Source organism: Haemophilus haemolyticus (genome assembly GCF_003490595.1).
Lineage (GTDB): Bacteria > Pseudomonadota > Gammaproteobacteria > Enterobacterales > Pasteurellaceae > Haemophilus > Haemophilus haemolyticus_L.
In genome coordinates, this window is sequence record NZ_QQGY01000001.1 from 276,362 (window position 1) to 299,440 (window position 23,079).

The 23,079-nt window shown below is 38.2% G+C and carries 17 protein-coding genes and 4 pseudogenes; 6 read left to right on the forward strand and 15 right to left on the reverse strand.

Translation table 11 applies throughout. The features are described 5' to 3' along the window. Nucleotides 1–115 precede the first annotated feature (115 nt). A pseudogene (locus DV415_RS01490) lies at nucleotides 116–525 on the reverse strand (transposase). Between the two features lie 161 nt (nucleotides 526–686). Between DV415_RS01490 and DV415_RS01495 the strand changes: the two are divergent. After that, nucleotides 687–941 carry a hypothetical protein gene (locus DV415_RS01495; protein ID WP_153063406.1) on the forward strand — a complete coding sequence of 85 codons (255 nt, stop codon included), beginning with the start codon at nucleotides 687–689 and terminating at the stop codon, nucleotides 939–941. Then, nucleotides 934–1,508: pseudogene (locus tag DV415_RS10400) on the forward strand (recombinase family protein). Before DV415_RS01495 ends, DV415_RS10400 begins: the two are co-directional and overlap by 8 nt. A gap of 133 nt (nucleotides 1,509–1,641) precedes the next feature. Here the strand turns inward: DV415_RS10400 and DV415_RS01505 are convergent. The 13 genes and pseudogenes from DV415_RS01505 to DV415_RS01565 all read right to left on the reverse strand — a co-directional run bounded on the left by DV415_RS01505 (nucleotide 1,642) and on the right by DV415_RS01565 (nucleotide 14,607). Continuing rightward, nucleotides 1,642–2,448: a type III toxin-antitoxin system ToxN/AbiQ family toxin gene (locus DV415_RS01505; RefSeq protein WP_118790558.1), complete on the reverse strand. Its 807-nt coding sequence runs from the start codon at nucleotides 2,446–2,448 to the stop codon at nucleotides 1,642–1,644. Nucleotides 2,449–2,686: 238 nt separating this feature from the next. After that, on the reverse strand, nucleotides 2,687–3,010 hold the full coding sequence (locus DV415_RS01510) for a hypothetical protein (protein WP_118790559.1): 324 nt from the start codon (nucleotides 3,008–3,010) through the stop codon (nucleotides 2,687–2,689). Next, nucleotides 3,003–3,473, reverse strand: coding sequence for a hypothetical protein (locus DV415_RS10300; RefSeq protein ID WP_005638146.1), 471 nt, complete (start codon nucleotides 3,471–3,473; stop codon nucleotides 3,003–3,005). Before DV415_RS10300 ends, DV415_RS01510 begins: the two co-directional genes overlap by 8 nt. A gap of 187 nt (nucleotides 3,474–3,660) precedes the next feature. Further along, nucleotides 3,661–4,049, reverse strand: a pseudogene (locus DV415_RS01520) (transposase); the annotation flags it as partial. A gap of 100 nt (nucleotides 4,050–4,149) precedes the next feature. Beyond that, the gene (nrfD, locus tag DV415_RS01525) at nucleotides 4,150–5,115 is read right to left on the reverse strand and encodes a cytochrome c nitrite reductase subunit NrfD (RefSeq protein WP_105893760.1); all 966 of its coding nucleotides are present in this window, start codon (nucleotides 5,113–5,115) and stop codon (nucleotides 4,150–4,152) included. After that, nucleotides 5,112–5,789 carry a cytochrome c nitrite reductase Fe-S protein gene (gene nrfC / locus DV415_RS01530; protein WP_105893759.1) on the reverse strand — a complete coding sequence of 226 codons (678 nt, stop codon included), beginning with the start codon at nucleotides 5,787–5,789 and terminating at the stop codon, nucleotides 5,112–5,114. The genes nrfD and nrfC overlap by 4 nt, the downstream gene beginning before the upstream one ends. Beyond that, entirely contained in the window at nucleotides 5,786–6,436 is a 651-nt protein-coding gene (nrfB, locus tag DV415_RS01535; RefSeq protein ID WP_105893758.1) for a cytochrome c nitrite reductase pentaheme subunit, read from the reverse strand. Before nrfB ends, nrfC begins: the two co-directional genes overlap by 4 nt. Nucleotides 6,437–6,512: 76 nt before the next feature. After that, complete coding sequence (gene nrfA / locus DV415_RS01540; RefSeq protein ID WP_118788733.1) at nucleotides 6,513–8,039, reverse strand: ammonia-forming nitrite reductase cytochrome c552 subunit; 1,527 nt, start codon at nucleotides 8,037–8,039, stop codon at nucleotides 6,513–6,515. Nucleotides 8,040–8,295: 256 nt separating this feature from the next. Next, nucleotides 8,296–8,403: pseudogene (locus DV415_RS10460) on the reverse strand (DUF3418 domain-containing protein); the annotation flags it as partial. Nucleotides 8,404–8,723: 320 nt separating this feature from the next. Beyond that, nucleotides 8,724–9,836 (reverse strand): pentapeptide repeat-containing protein, encoded by a 1,113-nt coding sequence (locus DV415_RS01550; RefSeq protein WP_118794386.1) that lies wholly within the window; start codon nucleotides 9,834–9,836, stop codon nucleotides 8,724–8,726. A 35-nt stretch (nucleotides 9,837–9,871) separates the two neighbouring features. After that, nucleotides 9,872–13,783 (reverse strand): ATP-dependent RNA helicase HrpA, encoded by a 3,912-nt coding sequence (gene hrpA, locus DV415_RS01555; protein WP_118790563.1) that lies wholly within the window; start codon nucleotides 13,781–13,783, stop codon nucleotides 9,872–9,874. Further along, nucleotides 13,780–14,154 carry a DUF423 domain-containing protein gene (locus tag DV415_RS01560; protein WP_118790564.1) on the reverse strand — a complete coding sequence of 125 codons (375 nt, stop codon included), beginning with the start codon at nucleotides 14,152–14,154 and terminating at the stop codon, nucleotides 13,780–13,782. The genes hrpA and DV415_RS01560 overlap by 4 nt, the downstream gene beginning before the upstream one ends. After that, entirely contained in the window at nucleotides 14,155–14,607 is a 453-nt protein-coding gene (locus tag DV415_RS01565; protein WP_118790565.1) for a DUF441 domain-containing protein, read from the reverse strand. Nucleotides 14,608–14,965: 358 nt separating this feature from the next. Here DV415_RS01565 and DV415_RS10465 point away from each other — a divergent pair, with 358 nt between their 5' ends. The 3 genes from DV415_RS10465 to DV415_RS01580 all read left to right on the forward strand — a co-directional run bounded on the left by DV415_RS10465 (nucleotide 14,966) and on the right by DV415_RS01580 (nucleotide 19,483). Continuing rightward, nucleotides 14,966–15,442 (forward strand): pentapeptide repeat-containing protein, encoded by a 477-nt coding sequence (locus tag DV415_RS10465; protein ID WP_421794315.1) that lies wholly within the window; start codon nucleotides 14,966–14,968, stop codon nucleotides 15,440–15,442. A gap of 595 nt (nucleotides 15,443–16,037) precedes the next feature. Next, on the forward strand, nucleotides 16,038–17,507 hold the full coding sequence (locus DV415_RS01575; protein WP_118790566.1) for a surface lipoprotein assembly modifier: 1,470 nt from the start codon (nucleotides 16,038–16,040) through the stop codon (nucleotides 17,505–17,507). Nucleotides 17,508–17,632: 125 nt separating this feature from the next. After that, on the forward strand, nucleotides 17,633–19,483 hold the full coding sequence (locus DV415_RS01580) for a monovalent cation:proton antiporter-2 (CPA2) family protein (protein ID WP_118790567.1): 1,851 nt from the start codon (nucleotides 17,633–17,635) through the stop codon (nucleotides 19,481–19,483). Between the two features lie 69 nt (nucleotides 19,484–19,552). On the opposite strand, the gene DV415_RS01585 is transcribed toward DV415_RS01580, so the two are convergent. Beyond that, nucleotides 19,553–20,059, reverse strand: a complete 507-nt coding sequence (locus DV415_RS01585) for a single-stranded DNA-binding protein (protein WP_118775553.1) — start codon at nucleotides 20,057–20,059, stop codon at nucleotides 19,553–19,555. Nucleotides 20,060–20,212: 153 nt separating this feature from the next. On the opposite strand from DV415_RS01585, the gene uvrA reads away from it, so the two are divergent. Then, complete coding sequence (gene uvrA / locus DV415_RS01590) at nucleotides 20,213–23,044, forward strand: excinuclease ABC subunit UvrA (RefSeq protein ID WP_118790588.1); 2,832 nt, start codon at nucleotides 20,213–20,215, stop codon at nucleotides 23,042–23,044. Nucleotides 23,045–23,079: the final 35 nt, after the last annotated feature.

The window sequence follows — 23,079 nt, forward strand, 5'->3', positions numbered from 1 at the left end:
ATCATTACCGATTATTTCTAATGAGAGTTATTCAAAGAAATAGGATTTGAAAATTAAAGTAATAAATATTGATAAAAAGAAATGGGGCTGACGTAGATTACCGCTAAATACCGAACTATTTTCGCAATATTTTAAGCTGTTCTTTTGGTGCTATAAAGTTAAACCGAAATTTACATTCCTTCAAGAATAAAGAAAGTTTTTTCGGTCAATTTCATTATATTTTCGGAGTATTTTCTTCGCCTGACTCCAGAAATTTTCTATTCCATTTATGTGGTTTTGTTTCACCGCAAATAGTTCGGAATGATTGATTCGTTCGTGGTGAAATTTGCTTACATTAAAAACCTCATCGGCTTCAATGGCTAAATGATAGCTAATGACTTTAGGAATTTTTCGGAAAAACAAAATCGCTGAATTGGCGTGGATACCAAGTAAATAAGCCGTTGCTCGGGCTGTGACTTCTAATACAAAAAATTCAAGTAGCTTATTTTGTATAGATTTATTTAATTTACAATGAGTTATCTTCATTTTATAGACTAGTGCACTTGATAATCTACGTCAGCCCCAAATAAATTTATTGGCTAGCACAAAACTATATTGCATAAGTTTTGAAAAGGCATATTATAGATAGCACAAAAGTTTTAACTTTTGAAGCATCGAAAGTTGAGTTTATTCACGATGATAATTATATGCAACCAAAAATAACAGGAGGAACTATGGTTGGAAAATCAGATTGGGAATCCATCAATTTCTCTCAAGATCACGAAATGGATTATATCTTGTCTCAATATGGCTGGATAAAGAATGAAAAGAATAGAGAAATATTGAGAAAATGGGGGGAAGAAGCTAAATTATCTTTGGGTAGAACAAGCACTCAAAACATTACTCACGGTGAATTTTACAAATTTATTTTAAATGTAAAAAAACATAAAAAAAATGGTTAAAATAGGATACGCAAGAGTTAGCACATTAAAGCAAGACTTAAATGAGAAAATATCCGAACTTGAGAAATTTGGCTGTAAAAAATCTTTTCAGGTAAGCATTCAGGCAAAGCCGAAAAAAACGAAGAGCAGCTCAATGAGCTGCTTAATTATATTCGAGAGGGCGATACGCTTGTTGTCACAAAACTTGATAGGCTAGGGCGTAGCCTAAGCCAATGCTTAAAAATGCTAGATTTTTTATTGGAAAATAAAATCGGCTTCATTGCATTAAATCAATCAATAGACAGCACGGAACGCAAGGATCCGATGGCTATGGCTATGATTCATCTATTGGGGTTATTCGCCGAATTAGAGCGTAATTTTATTGTAGAAAGAACACAAGGCGGAAAGCTGGCAAAAGTAGAATCAGGAGATTTAAAAGCAATCGGCGGACGACCTAAAAAGTTATCAGAAAAGATAGAAGAAAGACTTGTAAAAGATATAAAAAAGAAATTATCAATAAATGAATTATCAAAAAAATATGAAGTGTCGAGAGCAACGATAAGCCGATACAAAAAGAAAATAAAATAGCTACCGCCTCCCTGCGGTCGTTGCTGAATCCCCAAAGAACAAAAACAGACTACGCTAGTTTTTGCCCTTTGGGGATTTCCATTTATAGAGAAAAGCTCTTAGCCTTTTGAGCCTGAAGCTCTTGCTTTTTAGGCTAAATTTTGGAGCCTGTGGCGTTAATTGTTCTTGCTTCAGGTCTATTTACCTTAAATTCATTATTCAGCATTAACGGCTGAATTATTCCAGATTTCAAGGCTTCTGCAGTTATGCTTTTTTGCTGCATATCCTTATGCGTTGCCAGCCCCTCAAGAGCATTTGAAAGCTGGCTATCTTTCTTTAGTAGTTCGTCAGCTCTTACTCCATTTACTAAAACATCATAAGATTTTTGACCTAATTTTTCAGTTTGCTCTTTATTAAAGGAAAATTCAACTTTATACTGTTTTTCATAATTTTTTTTAAATTCTGCATAATTATCACAAGCTGCTTCTAATTTTTTAAAATTACAAGATACCTTAGAAAAGTAAGGGTTATTCTGTTCAATTACATTCTTATAAAGAACTTTTGCTTTATTCTCAATATAATCCTCGTTATTAGTTATAACCTGATAATCTTTTCTTAGTAAATTTTTATATACTTTATCTTGAACTGAATTTATATCTACTCTAGATACATACTCCCTATTAATGGGAATCATATTATTAAGTAACACAGACCCTATAAACTTTCCATTATGTTTTATTTTAAATGTTGTAGGATCAGAATCCCTTAACTTTAAATGCTTATCTTTTGGAGAAGTCAGCGGAGCAAAATAATTTTTTCCATTTATATTTAAAACTACACCAACATAAGGCTTTTTGTTCTTATTATTATCATAATTATTTTGAACATTTTTATCAAAAGACTTTAAATATTTAACGTAATCACCGTTTATATGATATAGATCTAAATCTTTATTTTTCACTTTTTCCGTTCTCCATATACAACAAAAGAGAGCATTATGCTCTCTTTTGCTATTCTTTTAAGGTTCGCATTAAGGCAGCGAAGCACCACTTTTAAGGTTCGCATTAAGGCAGCGAAGCACCACTTTTAAGGTTCGCATTAAGGCAGCGAAGCACCACAAGAAAGAAAACCTCGTTTTCTTTTTGGAAATTCTAGCAAAAGCAACATCGAAATTCAAGCTAGATTTAGATAAATTACTACTACAAATCATTGATAGAACAAAATAGTAGAGCGTCTCTTAATGCAATCGCTGCATTTGAGTAACAGCCCTCATAACTATCAAATTTAACGACCTTTTTAGCCGTTCCTGTTGATGTTTTTTCAACCTCAATAAGTCGCCATTCATAGCCTGTTAAACCTACATCAGATTGCTTATATCGAGTTTCATAAACCTCTAATGTCATTGCTGCCCATATCGTCGGCATAGTATAAATAACAGGCTCATTCTCATAACTTAAAGAATGCTCAATATCATTACGAGGTTTAAGCATTCTTATTGAAATAGTGAGAAGCTCTCTACTCATCGTTTAATCCTTTTAAAAGCTCATCTAAATCTAGATTGAGCTTACATTTTGCATAATGCAATAATGCAAGTGTGATAACGCCTCTTAATCGAAGATTAACCCAATTATCTTTATATTCTTCATATTTTTCACGAAAATAGAGATAAGTGCTATTTTTATTCATAGTAAAACGATAATTACTTTTATCGCCAATCAAAAAAGGGAGATAGTCCATATAATCAAGATTATCAATACCCTCTTTCATATATTGAGCTGCTGCACTAAAAAGCGTCATCGTTGTTGAAATTTTTGTGATTTCTAATAGCTTTTTAATTAGCTTCCCTTGAGCGTCCGAAAAGTTTACGGTTGAACTCCCTACTGAATTATATTTTTTCGCTTTTTCTGTTTGTTTGTCCGCAATCTCTCCATTTGTTGCCCCTGCAATAAAGCTCATTGCTTGGCTTGCTCTACTCATTTTTTTCATACTATACCCCTAAAATTTTCTGTAATACAACGGCGATTTCATCTGCTGATTTATTGGCTTTTACCTCAAAGCAAGAGCCGCCCTCGCTAAATGAAGTGCGTAAAATTTTTCGATCAAAAATAGGCTCTTCTATCACGGTAGATTTTAAACCTGCTTGTTGTAGCAGCTCTAAAGATTCCGCTCTTTCTTTGTCTTTTGGTGCTATAAAGTTAAACCGAAATTTACATTCCTTCAAGAATAAAGAAAGTTTTTTCGGTCAATTTCATTATATTTTCGGAGTATTTTCTTCGCCTGACTCCAGAAATTTTCTATTCCATTTATGTGGTTTTGTTTCACCGCAAATAGTTCGGAATGATTGATTCGTTCGTGGTGAAATTTGCTTACATTAAAAACCTCATCGGCTTCAATGGCTAAATGATAGCTAATGACTTTAGGAATTTTTTGGAAAAACAAAATCGCTGAATTGGCGTGGAGACCTAGTAAATAAGCCGTTGCTCGGGCTGTAACTTTTAATACAAAAAATTCAAGTAGCTTATTTTGTATAGATTTCTTTAATTTACAATGAGTTATCTTCATTTTATAGACTAGTGCACTTGCTAATCTACATCAGCCCCTTATTTAAACAAGAAAAAAGGCGTATTTATTAATACGCCTTTCTTATACACATAATTCTGATTTATGCTACTGTCAATTGTCCCGCATATAAAACAAAGAAACGTAAACAGAATACCCCAATTAAGTCAAAAATTGACACCAAGATAATAAAGTTACGGTTGTATTTTAAACGGTCATTAACAAACATATTGGCGATTAATGGGATCAAGATACCAATAAAGAATACCCCAATCCAGAATACCGCACCCCAGAAACCAGATAATGCATTATGTAACGCAACTGTTTTTTGGCCGCCACCAAAATGTAAGCCAACGAAGAAACACACAAGCAAACCAAGCTCTGTCACCATAATTGGCACTTCAAATTTGTGGATGAAGTGCGATTCGTGAGAATCACCTTTTAATTTTCCTGCAATCAAGATAATTAAGAAGGTTGCAGCAATACCAGATGATGTACCAGAAGCTAAGAATAATGCTGGTAATACTGGGTTATTCAACATTGGATAGCTGATCAACGCAGAAAGTAAGAACCCTGTGTATGCACCAAGCACTGCAGCCAATACGAAAAGAATAACTTCGACTGGACTTGCAATACGTTCTGCAATACCGATGAGTTTCATCACAAATTGCAGTTTTGGCATAAAGCGATTAATTAATGCTTCGATTTCTTTTTTGAAAATCACCACTCCCCAAACTACTAAAAACAACATATAGATTTGGAATAGCATGACCCCCATCGACATTACGGAGTTAAATTGATAGTTAAACATCAATTTCCAGAATGTCCAAGGTCGAGCCAAGTGGAAAATTAATAGCGTTAAACCAATTAATGTTGGTACTGACCCTAAAATTACCCCAGATCGAATAATCCAGTTTTGGCTTGGATTTTCTATTTTATTACTGCGTTTATACGCAATTGCTAACTGTACCGCACCAGATGAGATCCCCAATAAGAACAAGTAGATCGCAATGGTAGAATCCCACACTAGATTAGGCGTATGAAATGGAACTGGATAATCTAACGTCATCTTCTAGGCTCCCCATGTTGAAATGGAATGTGGTACAAGTTTGGTTGTGTACCAAGTTCCACTTTAGTGCGATAAACCGGTTTTTCTTTCGCTTTACGTGAAACTGCACTCATTGGATCATTCATATCGCCAAAGGTTAATGCTTTGGTTGGACAAGCTTCCACACAAGCAGGTTGTTTACCATTGGCTAAATTTGTATCACGGCAGAAGTTACATTTATCTGCGGTACGATGTACTGGATGAATAAAACGTACACGATATGGGCAAACTGCTATACAGTATTGGCAGCCTACGCATAAATCTTTATGTACATCTACAATGCCGGTCTCTTTATCAATAAAAGATGCACCAGTTGGACAAACTGCTACGCAAGGTGCGTTTGTACAATGTTGGCAAGATTGACGGAAGAACTCATATTCCTGATTTGGAAATTCACCGTAAGGCTCACTGCGCAAGATTTCCAAGCGAGAAACGCCTTCTGGCACTTGGTTTACATCACGGCATGCATCCATACAGGCTGTACAGCCGATACACGAGTTTTCATCGTGTATCATTGCATAACGTTTAGGTTTATCCGCCTTATCTTCTTTCGCAAAAGAAGGTAAAGATGTTCCCGTCATAAGGATCACAGCCCCCATGCCAGAAACAAAGTTTCGGCGTGAGCAGGCTGTCATTGTTTATCCTTTTGTTCGGTTAGTTTATCTTGTTCAGCTTTACGTTTTTGTTGTTCACCATGGCAATCTACGCAAAGTTTAACGCGTTGTTTTGGTTGAATACCTTTCATTGCGTCTTCTTTAGGGTGAAGCGTATGGCAACTTGCACAAGGCAATTTCATTGCGTGTACATCATGTGCCCATAGTTTTTCACGAAGTTTGTCAGGTTGGTGACAAGCAAAACAAACTTGGTTTTGTTCTTGAACTGAATACATCGGTTTTTTATTACCGAAAATATCCCCTTCAAAACGCATAACATCTTTAGCACCACGACGGTGATTTTCAGAAATGTTACCGTGACAGCTTACACAAGTAATTGCTTTACCATTATTTGGATTTTTCTTATCTAAATGTGCACCATGGAATTTACCAAAGTGGAGTTCGCCACCAGACTGATCTACAGTTTGGTTTTTATCTACTTTGTCGAATTTATGGCATTTAGCACAATATTGATTTGGATCGCGTTGGTTATCTAATTGCGGTTCATAAGTAAAATGATTCGCTGGTTTTTGTGCATCATCGGCATGAGCCAAAAATGGCGCCGCTACAAATGCCGCACTTAACGCTAACGCTTTTGCAGATTTGTTGATTAAAGAAGTTAAATTCATTTGGGTTACCTCAAATTTGACCTTGAAAATCACCGCACTTTGCAGTTTGCACTTAAAAGTGCGGTGGATTTTTCATTTATTTTTGTGCTGGTGGATCAACTAATAAGCCTTTTTCTTTAGCTTGTTGTTCCCATTGTGGTACCACAGTTTTTAAGAATTCTTCTTTAGCTTTGCGTTCTTTTTCAATATCAATACCCATTACTTTCCATGCTTTATCAGCTGTTGAAATATCTGGGATTTGAACTGGAGTTTTCACACCGTGTTTAGTTAAGATTGCTGCAAGTTTAGTACGAGCATCCGCTGCTTTATCTAAGCCAGAACCTAATACACGAAGCATGACTTCAGGTGCGTGCATATGGCCACCGTGGCTTGCTGCAGCATAATCCCAACGCCATTGAGCATGACGAATATCCATTAATGCCGCTTCCATTTCTTCTTTAGTTGCACCTGCATCCCAAGCCGCTTTCGCTTCAAAGTGAGCTTTAACAACTTGCTCTTCTAAACGACCCATTACATCTTTCACTTCTTTTTTACGTGAAGTGACGATATCGCGTAATTTTTCTTTGCTTTGATCGTGACAGTTTGCACAAGTGCGGTCAAATGCATCGAATGGATTTTGAATTTGGTGATCAGTATAAACTTTACCGTCTTTACCTTGTACTTTTGGCATGTGGCAGTCTACACAAGTTACACCGTTTTTACCGTGCATACCTAAAGACCAAATTTCAAAGTCAGGGTGTTGAGCTTTTAACATTGGCGCTTTAGAAAGGCTATGAGTCCAATCAGAGAAACCAATATCATCATAATATTTTTCAATATCATCCACAGTTTGACCATTATCCCAAGGGAAAGTCACTTGTTTAATGTCGCCTGCGAAGTAGTATTCTACATGGCAGTTTGCACAAATTTCTGCACGTTTTTCGGTACGTTCTGCTGTGTTAAAACTTAAGTTAGGTGTGGTTTTGCCTTCAGCTTTTGCTTTAACTTGAACTGCATTATTTAAGTGATCTAATGCACGTAGCACATGTGGACGAGCAATACGTAATGCAGGTTTGCCTTCTGCAAAATCTTTAGAGGTCGTATCGTGACAGTCAGCACAGCCGATTGAGTTCACGATTTCTGGACCGCCTTTTGCCCATTTCGCATTGAAATAATCTTTTTCACCCCATTCCGCGATTAAACGTGGAACATCTGGGCCTTTACATGTCCAACATGCCATTGGTTGTGGACCATCATTTGCAGTTTTTGGTGCACCAGTACGTAGAATATTACGTACATCCGTTACCGCATAAAAGTGACCACGTGGTGCGTTATATTCTTTTGCAAACGCATAACCGCCCCAAAGTACAATTAGGCGTGGGTTTTCTTCATCGGCATAAATAATTTTTTCGCCGTTGCCGTTTGCAGTTGAACGCCAGCTGTTATATTGATTTGGATATTTTTCTGCAAATTTTTCATTTACAGATTCAATTTTCAAATCTGGTTTTACTGGTTCAACAGGTTGTTCTAATGGCTTATAAACCATATCAGCTACCGCTGAGTTAAATAAGCTTAAACTCGCGAAAGACGCTGCCACAATGAGGCTTTTTTTGAATGCGTTCACGATAATCACTCCATTTGTTGTAATAAAAAAAGTTAGGTTAAATAGAAAGTTGAGAATTATTCTTAATCCCACAAAGAATATGTGGATATAGATTCATTCGCGCGTAAGATACCAAAAGAAAAAAGTTTTTCTACTCGCAGAATTAAAAAATGTGAGATTGATCAACATTATTTCTTAAAATACTTACAAAGAGGTATGCATTATTTGGAATAAATTAAGGCGGTTTATACCGCCTTAATTTTGAGTATTATTATCATTAATATTGACTAATAATATTTACTATTCTTTTATCCGATATTTGATATTTTGTTCCTAGCTGTTGAGCAAATAAACTGACTCGTAATTTTTCTATAACGTATCGCAGAAGGATTGGGTAAGAAGATTTATGTGGAGTTTCGATAAGCAAAAGTGCGGTAGATTTTGAACCTGTTTTTGAAGTTGAAAACTTGAGAAAAAAATCCAAAAATCTTGATAACAGAACGATAATTCATTGTTAACTTGGACCTATATCGCAAACATATGTACCTATACTATTTTTAAATAGATCACTATAAATCAGTAATCTCTATATCTAGTCATTATTCAGGCCTCTTGCCCTATCATATATACTAAAAATGACAAAAAAATAGTATAAGCATCTTCTTTCCTAATAGTTTTAATTTACATAACTTGTAATACTATTTTTTATTTATCATAAACTATTATACGGCGCTTATTAACCTCTTCTATAGTGTATGTTCTGTTAGCTTCATATTCCCAATTTGACAGATCTTCCTCACCAACTACACTTGCTAGAAATTTATCATTTTTAGGTAAGGGGGTTAATATCAGTGAAGAACCAAATAAATTTACACGATAAAACCTTGTTGAATCATCAATATCACATTTATAGAACGTTACATTCTTAAAGTTACCATCTGAAAAATCACAGTTTTTAAGCTCAATTTCATTAAATGTTGAATAGCTAAAGTTGCATTTACAAAAATTAATATTATTCCAAACACTGACTTCAGAACTGTCATATCTCTTCCCTAATTCTGTTCCCTGAAAATTAGAATTAGAAAAGTCAAGATTTTCTAAATTAATGCACCTAAATTGACACCCCTGTAATTGAATTCCTGAATATTTTATTTTTTTGTTATTAAAAAGATTATTTACAATATCATTTGATAAACCAGGCAAATAAAAATTCATGCCAGCAAGACAAATAATAGAAAATACTTCAGGATAAGCCAGTATACATTTTCCCTCATTGCTTAATAAAACTTTAGTTATTGCAATACCTAACGGGCTATTACCATTTTCTCTTAAAGAATTAATTATAGATTTAGCTTCCGCTTTATCATTAACTTTCTCTAATTTTTCTAGTTCATTTTTTTGCATAGATTCCCAAGTAGACAATAAAAGATGTAAAGCTGCCTGTTGAAAACCTAGAGATTTATCTTCATAAAATCTTCTTAAATAATATATAGCTGAAATCTTTAGTTCATCAGAGCTATCCTTATTAGTAATCCACTCTACAATCTTATGATACTCTTTAAGATTGGTATCTTTGCGAGAATTATTAATTTGATCTGTAGCATTTTGATCTCTAAAACTCCAAATCACAAAAGCTATTGGGGATGAAACAATTAATGAGAATAAAGTCCAAAACCCTCCTTGTTTAATTATTTCATTATTAGACTCATCACTAAATAATAAAGAGAGTTTTTTAAAATTTAAAATAATAAAAATAGAAATTAAAGATGATAAGATAACCTTAATCCAATTAGGAATTTTATTCCAAAAATCTTTCATGCATACCCCATTTTTTCATTAATTATATTTCTAGACTATAAGCCATTTATTATATTCAAAACCCGCTTATCAGATACCTGATACTTCGTGCCCAACTGCTGCGCAAATAAACTCACACGCAATTCCTCAATCATATAGCGAATTTCCGCAATTTCATCAGAAATTGGTTTAGATTTCGGCAGTTTAGCGAGCAATTGTTGGTAAGCCTGTTGTACTTGTTCCACGCGTAGCATCGCTGCACGATCACGGTTTACATCTTGAGCCAACTTATCAATACGTTTATCAACGGCTTGCAGATAACGTTGTAAATCTGGTAGGCGATCATAACCGCTCTTTTGCACAAAACCTTGATATACCAAACCTGCAAGTTGTGATTTGATGTCGGATAATGCGAAGGCCATAGTGAAATCCATTTTGCCTTTTAAACGTTGGTTTAAGGCATGGTTAAGGGATAGGATTTGCTCCACTTTCTGCGCAATATCCACGGTCACTTCGTTAAGGTTCTCTCGAACGAAATCTCGCAATTTTTCAAAGCCAGCTTCATCCCACACAAAACCGCCAAAATCGGCAATCAGTTTATCCACGGCACAAGCGATGCAGTCATCGATCAAATCCAACACACGACCGAACGGGGTAAAATACAGCCCCAATTTAGCCTTATTCGGCAATTTTTCATGCAGATATTTAATCGGTGACGGTACATTGAGCAACAATAAGCGGCGCAAACCTTGCTGCATCTCCACCGCTTGCTCAAACTCTGTTTCAAACAGTTTGATACCAACCGCATCTTTTTCATCTACAATGGCTGGGAACGCTTTGACGCTAAAACCACGTTGTTTTTGTTCGTAACATTGTGGTAAATCTGCAAAGCTCCAAATATGTAGCCCGCTTTGCTCAATGCCATCATCTGCCACAGCAGAAATACTTTCTTGCACACGATCTTTTAAGCTAAATTTCAGCTCATCCAAATTCATGGATTCGGCAATTTTCTTGCCATTTTCATCCACCACGCGGAACGTCATTTTCAAATGGCTTGGAATTTGTTCCCAATTCCAATGTTCTGCTTCTACGGTAACGCCCGTCATACGACGCAATTCATAAATCAGCGTATCTAATAACGGTTTTTCCAACGGCACGGCTCGGCTTAAAAATGCTTGGGCATAATTAGGTGCAGGCACAAAATTACGACGATAAGATTTCGGCAGAGATTTAATCAGCGCAATCACCAATTCTTCACGCAAGCCTGGAATTTGCCAGTCAAAACCTGTCATTTCCACTTGGTTGAGCAATGGCAACGGAATATGCACGGTCACCCCATCTGCATCGGTGCCTGGTTCAAATTGATAGGTCAGTTTGAGCTTTAAATTTCCTTGATGCCAGAAATTCGGGAAATCCAGCTTGCTCACTTGTTCCGCATCATCATTAATCAAGAATGAGCGTTCAAAATTAAGCAATTCAGGATCTTTTTGCTGCGCCTTTTTCCACCAGGTATCAAAATGTTTTTGAGAGACGACTTCTGTGCCAATACGCTGATCGTAAAATTCAAAAAGCGTACGGTCGTCCACCAAAATATCGCGTCGGCGGCTTTTGTGTTCCAACTCTTCCACTTCTCGAACGAGTCGTTGATTTTCTTTGAAGAATTTATGTTTGGTATTCCAATCCCCTTCCACTAAGGCTGATTGAATAAAGATCTCGCGGCTTACGGTTGGATCGATAGAGCCGTAATTCACTGGTCGCGCAGCCACAATCGGCACACCGTAAAGCGTGACTTTTTCATCGGCAATCACGGCGCCACGGGATTTCGACCAACGCGGTTCGGAATAGGATTTTTTAATTAGATGATCGGCAAGTGGCTCAATCCATTCTGGCTCGATTTCCGCCACCATACGCCCCCAAAGCTTGGAGGTTTCCACTAACTCTGCCGCCATCACCCATTTCGGCTGTTTTTTGAAAAGCACAGAATTGGGGAAAATTGCAAAATGGGCATTACGTGCGCCAAGATATTGTTGTTTCTCCGCTTCTTTTAAACCGATATGAGAAAGTAAACCGCTTAAAAGTGCGGTATGAATTTGCTGATATTCTGCTTTTTCGGAATTAATCGGCAAGCCCATTTCACGCACGGTTAAACGAATTTGATGATAAATATCTTGCCATTCACGAATACGTAAATAATTTAAGAAATCCTTTTGACATTGGCGACGGAATTGGTTTTTACTCAATTCTTTTTGTTGTTCTTGTAGATAACGCCAAAGATTGAGGAAAGCCAAGAAATCTGATTTTTTATCGGCAAAACGACGATGTTTTTCATCTGACGCTTGTTGTTTTTCTTGTGGACGCTCGCGCGGATCTTGAATGGATAACGCGGCAACAATAATCATCACTTCATGCAACGCACCTTGTGAGACAGCACTCAGCAACATCTTCGCCAAACGAGGATCCACTGGGAGTTGAGCTAATTGACGGCCTGTGACTGTTAATTGACGTTTCTCGCCCGCTTTAGTGCGAACCATTTCAAACGCGCCCAATTCTTCCAACAGTTTTATACCATCTTGAATATGGCGTTTATCTGGTGCATCAACAAATGGGAACGCTTCAATATCATCCAAGCCCAATGCTGTCATTTGCAAAATAACGGAGGCTAAATTAGTGCGGAGAATTTCTGGATCGGTAAACTCCGGACGAGAATTAAAATCCTCTTCCGAATATAAACGAATACAAATCCCTTCACTCACACGACCACAACGACCTTTACGCTGATTAGCAGATGCCTGTGAAATGGGTTCAATCGGTAAACGTTGTACTTTGGTGCGATAGCTATAACGGGAAATTCGCGCAGTACCTGGGTCAATCACATATTTAATGCCTGGCACGGTCAATGAAGTTTCCGCGACGTTGGTCGCCAACACGATGCGATTTAATCCGCTCGGATGGAAGATTTTATTTTGCTCTTGCGCAGACAAGCGTGCAAAGAGCGGTAGAATTTCCGTGCGTTTTAGATTTTGTTTTTGTAAAGCTTCGGCGGTATCACGAATTTCTCGCTCACCGTTCATAAAGATCAAAATATCGCCTCGACCTTCAGCTTGCAGTTCATCCACTGCGTTGAGAATGCCTTGTAGCTGATCTTGATCGTCTTCTTCCACTACGGGACGATAACGCACTTCAACAGGATAGGTTCTGCCCGAGACTTCAATGATTGGTGCATTATTGAAATGTTTGGAAAAGCGTTCTACATCAATGGTTGCGGATGTGATGATGAGTTTTAAATCACGACGACGTGGCAAAAGCTGTTTCAGATAACCGAGAATAAAATCGTTGTTCAGGCTTCGTTCGTGGGCTTCATCGATAATCAAACAAGAATATTGGTTGAGAAAACGATCGTTTTGAATTTCTGCTAACAGGATCCCGTCAGTCATCAACTTGATTTGCGTATCATCACTGATTTGATCGTTAAAACGAACCTTATAACCAACTAAACCGCCAAGTTCTGTTTCCAGTTCTTCCGCAATACGTGCAGCCACTGAACGCGCGGCTATACGGCGTGGTTGAGTATGACCAATCATGCCTAAATTGCCGAAACCTAATTCCAAACACATTTTTGGCAATTGGGTGGTTTTACCTGAACCGGTTTCCCCTGCCACCACAATGATCTGATGTTCAGAAAGCAGTTTTTGAATTTCTGCTTTGCGTTGGCTAACGGGCAGGCTTTCTGGAAAAACAATCGGATTTTTAACCGCACTTTTACGATTTTCTACTCGTAATTGAGCCTGTTCAATCTGCAGCTGGATTTCTGCGGCAACAGCTTGTTGAGCCTCTTGGCTTTTAATTTTTCCAATACCATGAATGCGGGCGGATAAACGACGTTGATCCACCAGCATGATGTCATTTAATTGAGAAAAAAGAGATTGTTGTAAAGGAGTTAATGCGTGTTTTACCGATCTGTTTTTCATAGCGATTTACTTTTGAAACTTCCGTAAGCTAAGCTAATCCATCCGATTAAAAATAAAGTGCCGCCAATAGGCGTAATCCACACTATTACATTGCTTGCTCCAAAAGCGAGTGCGTATAAACTTCCACTAAATAATAAGGTTCCAATTAACCAAGAAGACATGGATAATCGGGCGAATTTGTTGTTACTTAAAGTAGATAATGCAACGGCAAGTACTGCAATCGTATGGAACATTTGATATTTTAAACCCGTATCAATCCATGATAATGCTTTAGCCTCTAATATATGGCTTAAGCCATGAGCCGCAAATGCGCCTAATGCGACACAGAAGAATCCGCTTAAAGCAGCAAGAGTAAGGTATTTGTTTTTCATTTAAATTTTCCCTAAAAGTAAAGCTAATATACCTGCAGCAATAAGTGGGCCAACGGGAATTCCACCTAAAAATGCTACACCAATAATTGTGCCGATAAGCAAGCCAGTGACTAAAATTGGTTGTTCGCCCATTAAAGGAACGCCCTTGCCTGCAAGCCATGCCACAAGCACACCAACGGAAATGGAAAGTGCCATTTTCCAACTAAGAAAACCTGATAAATCAGGCAACTGAATTTTTCCTGAAACTAAGGGGCTTAAAACCCCAATGGTTAAAATAATGATACCAATTTTAACGCCATATTTTTCGAGCAAAGGAATGTGTGAAGATAAAAAAGTTTGCTGCATGATAAGTAATATGGCTGCTGAAATGGTAATTGCGCTGTTATGACTGAGTAGCCCGAGAATAATTAAAATCACCAGCAATAAGGCGATTATATTGAATTGTAACGACATACTTAAAAAGTGCGGTGAAAAAAATTTTAAGCAGCATTCTATCATGAAAATACATGGAATGACTGTACACGCCGTTTATTTAGAAAATTGTATTTAGAATCAACAAATATTAATAGTTCTTATTTGTTTTTTTGTTTATCATACTGGGCGTTTTTATTGAAATTCATTGTTAATGAGGCATCATGTAGTCAGTATGATTTCAATGAAAGCGTTAGTCTATATCTTTATATTAAAGGAAAAGTTATGAAACCAACGTTAAAAACAACCGCATTAGCGATGTGTATTGCACTAAGTTTGACTGCTTGTAAATCTACTTCAAATTTTGCAGATGCTCGTCCAACACCAGTTCAACCAAAAGATGCTAAACCAGGCGCAACTCAACCAGAAGCAGCTCAACCAGAAGCAGCTCAACCAGGCGCAATTCAACCAGAAGCAGCTCAACCAGGCGCAGCTCAACCAGAAGCAGCTCAACCAGAAGCAGCTCAACCAGAAGCAGCTCAACCAGAAGCAGCTCAACCAGGCACAACTCAACCAGAAGCAGCTCAACCAGAAGCAGCTCAACCAGACGCAGCTCAACCAGGCGCAGCTCAACCAGAAGCAGCTCAACCAGGCGCAGCTCAACCAGGCGCAGCTCAACCAGGCGCAGCTCAACCAGGCGCAGCTCAACCAGGCGCAGCTCAACCAGGCGCAGCTCAACCAGGCGCAACTCAACCAGACGCAGCTCAACCAGGCGCAGCTCAACCAGAAGCAGCTCAACCAGAAGCAGCTCAACCAGACGCAACTCAACCAGCAGCAACTCAACCAGCAGCAACTCAACCAGACACAACTAAGCTAGCGGAATCTTCATACAAAGATTTTGAAAACCTGTTTTATCGAGCTGTAGTAGATGGTAAATCTAGCGATTTAGTTGATGCAACTTATAAAGGTAAAGTATTTGCAAAAGTTAAGCTTGATACCAATGACGAGAAACTCAAAGCACCAACGACGATAGATGAAGACGGTGATGTTACACTTGATGTTCAAAAAAATTCTTCTGATAAATTTAAAATGTCGGGAACTATCGATAGTAAAACCGTAGGTAGAATTGAGTTGGGAGAAAAAGAGATTATAGAAAATAAAGTGAAAGATGGTCATGTAGGGTTTTCGGATGAGGATATGGTAGGTGGTAAGTATTCTGCTACTATTTCAAAAAATGGTGACATAGTTGGACGTGTGGAGTATGATTCTGATAGTTACGCAAGAGAGAATGGTTTTTATCCACGCGTTCAAGGCAAAGATGGTGCAACAAAAAATCTTTTTCGCTATGAAGCCTTTTTTGATGCAACCAAACAACCTAAATAATTGTTATAAAACAATATTTGGCGGATTTTTGTCCGCCATTTTTCAACTTATTGTTTGTTTATAAATATTTATTTAAAGTTACTCATTTTATGAAAAATATTGCTCTCTTTTTTACTGCACTTTTCCCCGCTCTTGCTTTAGCAGAAACAACGGCACTAGATATTCGTCAAACACCAATTAAAACCGAACTTGAACCACAAATTAATGTCGCTAAACTTGAAAAACGCGAACAAAATTTACCGCCCTTAGGCACAGAGCAAGTCGAACAAATTCAAATTACCCTTGAGCAACTTAAACAAAACCCCGCTTTAACCCACGAATTATTAAGCCGTGCCATTTACGCACGCAATCCAGAAATGATAAAAAAATTGCTGGAAATTTACCGCACTTTTCCAAATCGTGACCCGATTATGGAACGCTTTGCGGAAGGAAAATTGGCTGCGATAACGGAAAACTATACTGTAGCTATTGATAAATATCGCGAAATTTTAGCCAAAAATCCAAATTTAAACCCTGTACGAATTGAACTGGCTATTGCTTTATTTAATCAAAAACAAGATGGAGCCGCTAAAGATCAATTTGAAAAAGCGCAAACCGCAGAGGATTTACCGCCTCAAGTTAAGCATTTAATGGATGCTTATTTAGAGGCTTTAAAAGAACGTGACAGTTGGAATGTAGATTTTTCTTTTAATTATGTGCGTGATACCAATGTCAATAATGTCGGTGAGGGCAAAACGGTCGCATTAAATAATGGTGGCACCTTAATACGTTCGGAATCTATGATGCCACAAACAGCACACGGTTTGGCGTATTCACTCGATATTTCGAGAGATTTTAATTTATGGAGCTCTAATTACCTCACGGTGGGCAATGAGTTTGGGGGAAAGAGCTACTGGGATAATCATAAATTTGATGATATTTCCAACCGCACTTTTGTTGGCTATGCACATAAAACCGCAAAGCAAAATTTCCGTATTAAACCCTTTTATGAAAAACGTTGGTATGGCGGCGAAAGTTACCGTTGGTCTAATGGGGCAAGGGTGGAATTTTCTCGCTGGTTAAGTCCAAACTGGCAACTTTTTACGGCGGGAGAGTTTTCAAAACAACGTTATTTAGACAGTACATCACAAAACGGTAATAACAAACTGATTTCCGCAACCTTACTGTGGGCAAGAACACCGAAACAGTTTTTCTACCTCGGTTCCGATTTCATGGCAGAAAGAACGAAGGTTCGTCAATATGGTTCAGACAGTAAAAGCTTACGTTTAGGTTGGGGGCAAGAATGGAATTGGGGCATTTCCTCACGTCTCGGCTTATCCATAATGAAACGTGAATTTAAAGATATTGCCAAACTTGGTAATCTCAATTTGTTTTCTTTTGGAAAACGTCGAGAAGATAAAATTTACGGCATAAATTTATCCCTATGGAAACGCGATTGGCATATTTGGGGAATTACACCAAAACTCCAATTAAGCTGGCGTAAACAAGATAGTAATATCCCAGAAATGTATTCTTATACACAGAAGAATGTGAATATGTTGTTTGAAAAGACATTCTGAGTTAATTAATTGAACTTAGGTTTATCCATTTCTAAAGTGAGCATAATATGAGATATGCTCACTTTTTTATTTAAAGGAAACTAGTTAGAATACAATTATATTCCATTTCATCATTGGAGCTATTAATGTCCCATCTTGCCGATTCAGATCTGATTAAAACCGTAATTTTGCTTGCGTCGAGCGTGACTATTGTACCGTTATTTAAACGCCTAGGGCTTGGTAGCGTGCTTGGGTATTTAGTGGCGGGCTGTATGATTGGTCCTTCAGTATTTGGTGTTATTCAAGATCCGGCTTCAGTCGTGCATTTGGCTGAATTGGGTGTAGTGATGTTCTTGTTCATTATTGGACTTGAAATGCACCCTGAACGTCTATGGTCTATGAAAAAAGCGATTTTTGGGCGGGGATTGTTACAAGTTGGGTTGTGTGGTGTATTGCTTACTTTGGCAGGGATTTATTTACTTGATTTACCGAAAGAAGTCGCGTTTATCGCAGGCATGGGATTTACACTTTCTTCAACTGCGATTGTGATGCAAACTTTGGAAGAACGTTGTATTACCAGCACATCTAAAGGTCAGCGAATTATTTCGACTTTAATTTTTGAAGATATTGCTATTGTGCCATTATTGGCATCAGTGGCGTTTCTTGCGCCTCATTCTGAAGAAAGCACTCATACCGATTGGATGTCAATCGGCATCGCATTAGGTGCAGTAATCGGCTTGATTGTCGCAGGTAAATGGTTAATGAATCCGTTATTCCGATTAATTTCTAAAGCACATATTCGCGAGATGATGACAGCGGCTGCTTTATTAGTTGTACTTGGCGCAGCATTAGCCATGGAAATAGGCGGACTTTCAATGGCAATGGGGGCATTTGTAGCAGGCGTTATGCTGTCAGAGTCTTCGTTCCGCCATCAATTAGAAGCTGATATCGAGCCATTTCGAGGCCTATTGCTTGGCCTGTTTTTTATGGGCGTGGGCATGTCGTTGGATTTACGTTTAGTTTTCAATCACTGGTTATTACTACTTGGAATTGTATTCCTTTACATTATTGGCAAAGGACTTTCTGTGTATGTTGTTGCTCGAATCACTCGCTTAGAACATCGGGAAGCAGTGGGAAGAATGTCACTCTTGGCGCACGGTGGTGAATTTGCTTTCGTACTTTTCTCTGCCGCAACAACAGCTGGCGTAATGAGCAACCATGAAAACGCCACTTTTACTGCTGCAGTAATTATTTCTATGTTATTTTCTCCATTTATTACACAAATTACGCGTAAATTAGCGCAATCTGGAGAGAGAAAATCGCCGAATCAACCGGATACGAGTGATCTGTCTCCTATTGATGATTTAGAAGATAACGTGCTTGTAATTGGTTTTGGTCGTTTTAGTCAAATCGTATGTCAAACATTATTAATCCGCGGCATCAGCGTTTCAGTGATTGATCGTAATATAGAAAATATCCGTGCTGCGGCAAAATTTGGTTTTAAAGTCTATTATGGTGACGGTATTCGTTTAGATGTGCTTTACGCCGCGGGAATTGAAAAAGCTAAATGTGTGGTGATTGGTATTAATGATACAGATCGAATTGAAACAATTGTGAGCCAACTTAAAGAGGCTTATCCAAACTTGCCGATTTTAACCCGTACTTATGATAGAAAAACGACGGTGAGCCTAATTAAGCAAGATGTGGATTTTATTGTGCGTGAAACTTTTGAATCCGCCATTGCACTTAGCCAAGCAACATTGATGAAACTTGGTATTGATAAGATTGAGGCTGATGAAGTCATTAAAGAAGTTCGCGCATTGGATCAAGAACGTCTAAATGAGGAAGTTCTGCATGGTTTTTCTAATGAAATCTTGAAAAAATATTGGACGCCAAAACCATTCATTAAACCTCATGTCGATGCTCAGGCATTAAATGATGAAACCGCAGGAATATTGATTGAGGAATCTGAAGAAACGTCAAACAATAATTCTTAAAATTCTTTCAATACATTTCAACTACAAAAGGAAGCAAATTGCTTCCTTTTTGTTTTGAGTTCGTTTGAATTAAAACGGAATATCGTCATCAAATCCGTCCATTGGTGGCTCAGCCTGTGGTGCAGCTTGTTGTGGTGCTGGGCGAGATGATTGATAACTACCACCATTGTTAGTTTGACGAGCTTGGTAAGAGGGTTGTGGTGCAGCTCCCATATCACTAGAGTAACTACCTGCGTTTTGATTGCGTCCACCAAGCATTTGCATTACATCGCCTTGAATTTCTGTGGTATAGCGATCTTGACCGTTTTGATCTTGCCATTTACGGGTACGTAAACGACCTTCCACATACACTTGAGAGCCTTTGCGTAAATATTCACCGCAAATCTCCGCTTGGCGACGATAGAATACAATACGATGCCATTCAGTTATTTCACGGCGTTCGCCAGTATTACGGTCGTTCCAGCTTTCGCTAGTTGCTACACTAATATTTGCTACTGCATCGCCATTTGGCATAGTACGAATTTCAGGATCATTACCTAGATGACCCACAATAATGACTTTATTAACTCCAGCCATAAAAAACCTCATTTTTTATCTTAAAAAGTGCGGTTATTTTGCCTGAAATTTTTCAAAAGATCTATATATTTTAACTGGATATTTGCACAGATGTTAAAATATGCGATAATGATCGCAGAATTTAAACTTATTTCATCCTTATTGAGTTATTTTATGGAAAATATCGATATTCGCGGGGCTCGAACCCATAACCTGAAAAATATTAATCTAACTATTCCACGCAATAAACTTGTGGTGATCACTGGGCTTTCAGGTTCGGGAAAATCCTCTTTAGCGTTTGATACACTTTATGCGGAAGGGCAGCGTCGCTATGTTGAATCTCTTTCGGCGTATGCACGCCAGTTTTTATCTTTAATGGAAAAGCCGGATGTAGATTCTATTGAAGGGCTTTCCCCTGCGATTTCGATTGAACAAAAATCTACCTCACACAATCCACGTTCTACGGTGGGGACTATTACGGAAATTTACGATTATTTACGTTTATTGTTTGCCCGTGTAGGTGAGCCGTGTTGTCCAGATCATGATGTTCCATTAACGGCACAAACGATTAGTCAAATGGTGGACAAAGTATTAAGTTTGCCAGAAGACAGCAAGATGATGTTACTTGCGCCAGTTGTCAAAAATCGAAAAGGCGAACATGTTAAGATTTTAGAGAATATTGCTGCACAAGGTTACATTCGTGCGCGTATTGATGGCGAAATTTGCGATTTATCTGATCCACCAAAATTAGAGTTACAGAAAAAACATACTATTGAAGTGGTAGTGGATCGCTTTAAAGTGCGGTCAGATTTAGCAACACGTTTAGCGGAGTCTTTTGAAACCGCATTAGAGCTTTCAGGTGGCACCGCGATTGTGGCAGATATGGATAATCCGAAAGCGGAAGAATTAGTTTTTTCGGCAAATTTTGCTTGTCCGCATTGTGGTTATTCTGTACCAGAATTAGAGCCTCGTTTATTTTCCTTTAATAATCCTGCAGGTGCTTGCCCAACTTGTGATGGCTTAGGTGTGCAACAATATTTTGATGAAGATCGTGTGGTGCAAAATCCAACTATTTCCCTTGCTGGTGGCGCGGTGAAAGGTTGGGATCGTCGTAATTTCTATTATTATCAAATGCTCACCTCATTGGCGAAACATTATAATTTTGATGTTGAAGCGCCCTATGAATCTTTGTCAAAGAAAATTCAACACATCATTATGCATGGTTCAGGCAAAGAGGAAATTGAATTCCAATATATGAATGATCGTGGCGATGTGGTTATTCGCAAGCATCCTTTTGAAGGTATTTTGAATAATATGGCTCGCCGATATAAAGAAACGGAATCAATGTCGGTGCGAGAAGAATTGGCGAAAAATATTAGCAATCGACCTTGCGCAGATTGTGGCGGATCTCGTTTACGACCAGAAGCGCGTAATGTGTATATTGGAAAAACGAATTTACCAATGATCGCGGAAAAAAGTATTGGCGAAACGCTGGAATTTTTCACCGCACTTTCTCTCACTGGTCAAAAAGCGCAAATTGCAGAAAAAATTCTTAAAGAAATTCGCGAGCGTTTGCAGTTCTTAGTCAATGTTGGTTTGAATTATCTTTCTCTTTCTCGTTCTGCTGAAACTCTTTCAGGCGGTGAAGCACAACGTATTCGCCTTGCTAGCCAAATTGGTGCGGGGCTTGTTGGTGTGATGTACGTATTAGATGAACCTTCGATTGGCTTGCACCAACGTGATAATGAACGCTTACTTAACACGTTAATTCATTTGCGTAATCTTGGTAATACGGTAATTGTCGTGGAACACGATGAAGACGCGATTCGTGCGGCTGATCATATTATTGATATTGGTCCTGGTGCTGGCGTGCATGGCGGACAAGTTATTGCGCAAGGAAACGCTGATGAAATTATGCTGAATCCAAATTCCATCACGGGAAAATTTTTATCAGGTGCAGATAAAATCGAAATTCCTAAAAAACGCACCGCACTTGATAAGAAAAAATGGCTCAAACTTAAAGGGGCATCAGGTAATAACTTAAAAAATGTGAATTTAGATATTCCCGTCGGTTTGTTTACTTGCGTAACTGGTGTATCAGGCTCAGGAAAATCAACACTCATTAATGATACTTTATTTCCACTTGCGCAAAATGCATTAAATCGAGCGGAAAAGACGGATTACGCACCTTATCAATCTATCGAGGGATTAGAGCATTTCGATAAAGTTATTGATATTAACCAAAGCCCGATTGGGCGCACGCCACGTTCAAATCCAGCCACTTATACAGGCTTATTTACCCCAATTCGCGAGCTTTTTGCAGGCGTGCCAGAGGCGCGTGCGCGTGGTTATAATCCAGGACGTTTTAGTTTTAACGTGCGAGGTGGACGCTGTGAAGCCTGTCAGGGCGATGGTGTACTTAAAGTTGAAATGCACTTTTTACCCGATGTTTATGTTCCTTGCGACCAATGTAAAGGCAAACGCTATAATCGCGAAACCTTAGAAATTCGTTATAAAGGCAAAACCATCCATCAAGTTTTAGATATGACGGTGGAAGAAGCACGCGAGTTTTTTGATGCGATTCCAATGATTGCAAGAAAATTACAAACTTTGATGGATGTGGGATTATCCTATATTCGATTAGGTCAATCTTCTACAACACTTTCAGGCGGTGAAGCGCAGCGCGTTAAGCTAGCGACGGAGCTTTCTAAACGTGATACAGGTAAAACTTTATATATTCTAGATGAGCCGACTACTGGTTTGCATTTCGCTGACATTAAGCAATTACTTGAAGTACTGCATCGATTACGCGACCAAGGAAATACTATTGTCGTCATTGAACACAATCTTGATGTGATTAAAACGGCAGACTGGATTGTCGATCTTGGCCCTGAAGGCGGAAGCGGTGGCGGACAAATTATTGCTACTGGAACGCCTGAAGAAGTCGCTAAAGTCGAAGGATCTCATACGGCCAGATTCCTTAAACCAATTTTGGAAAAACGTTAAAAATTATCGCACTTTATATAACGTGGATATAAAGT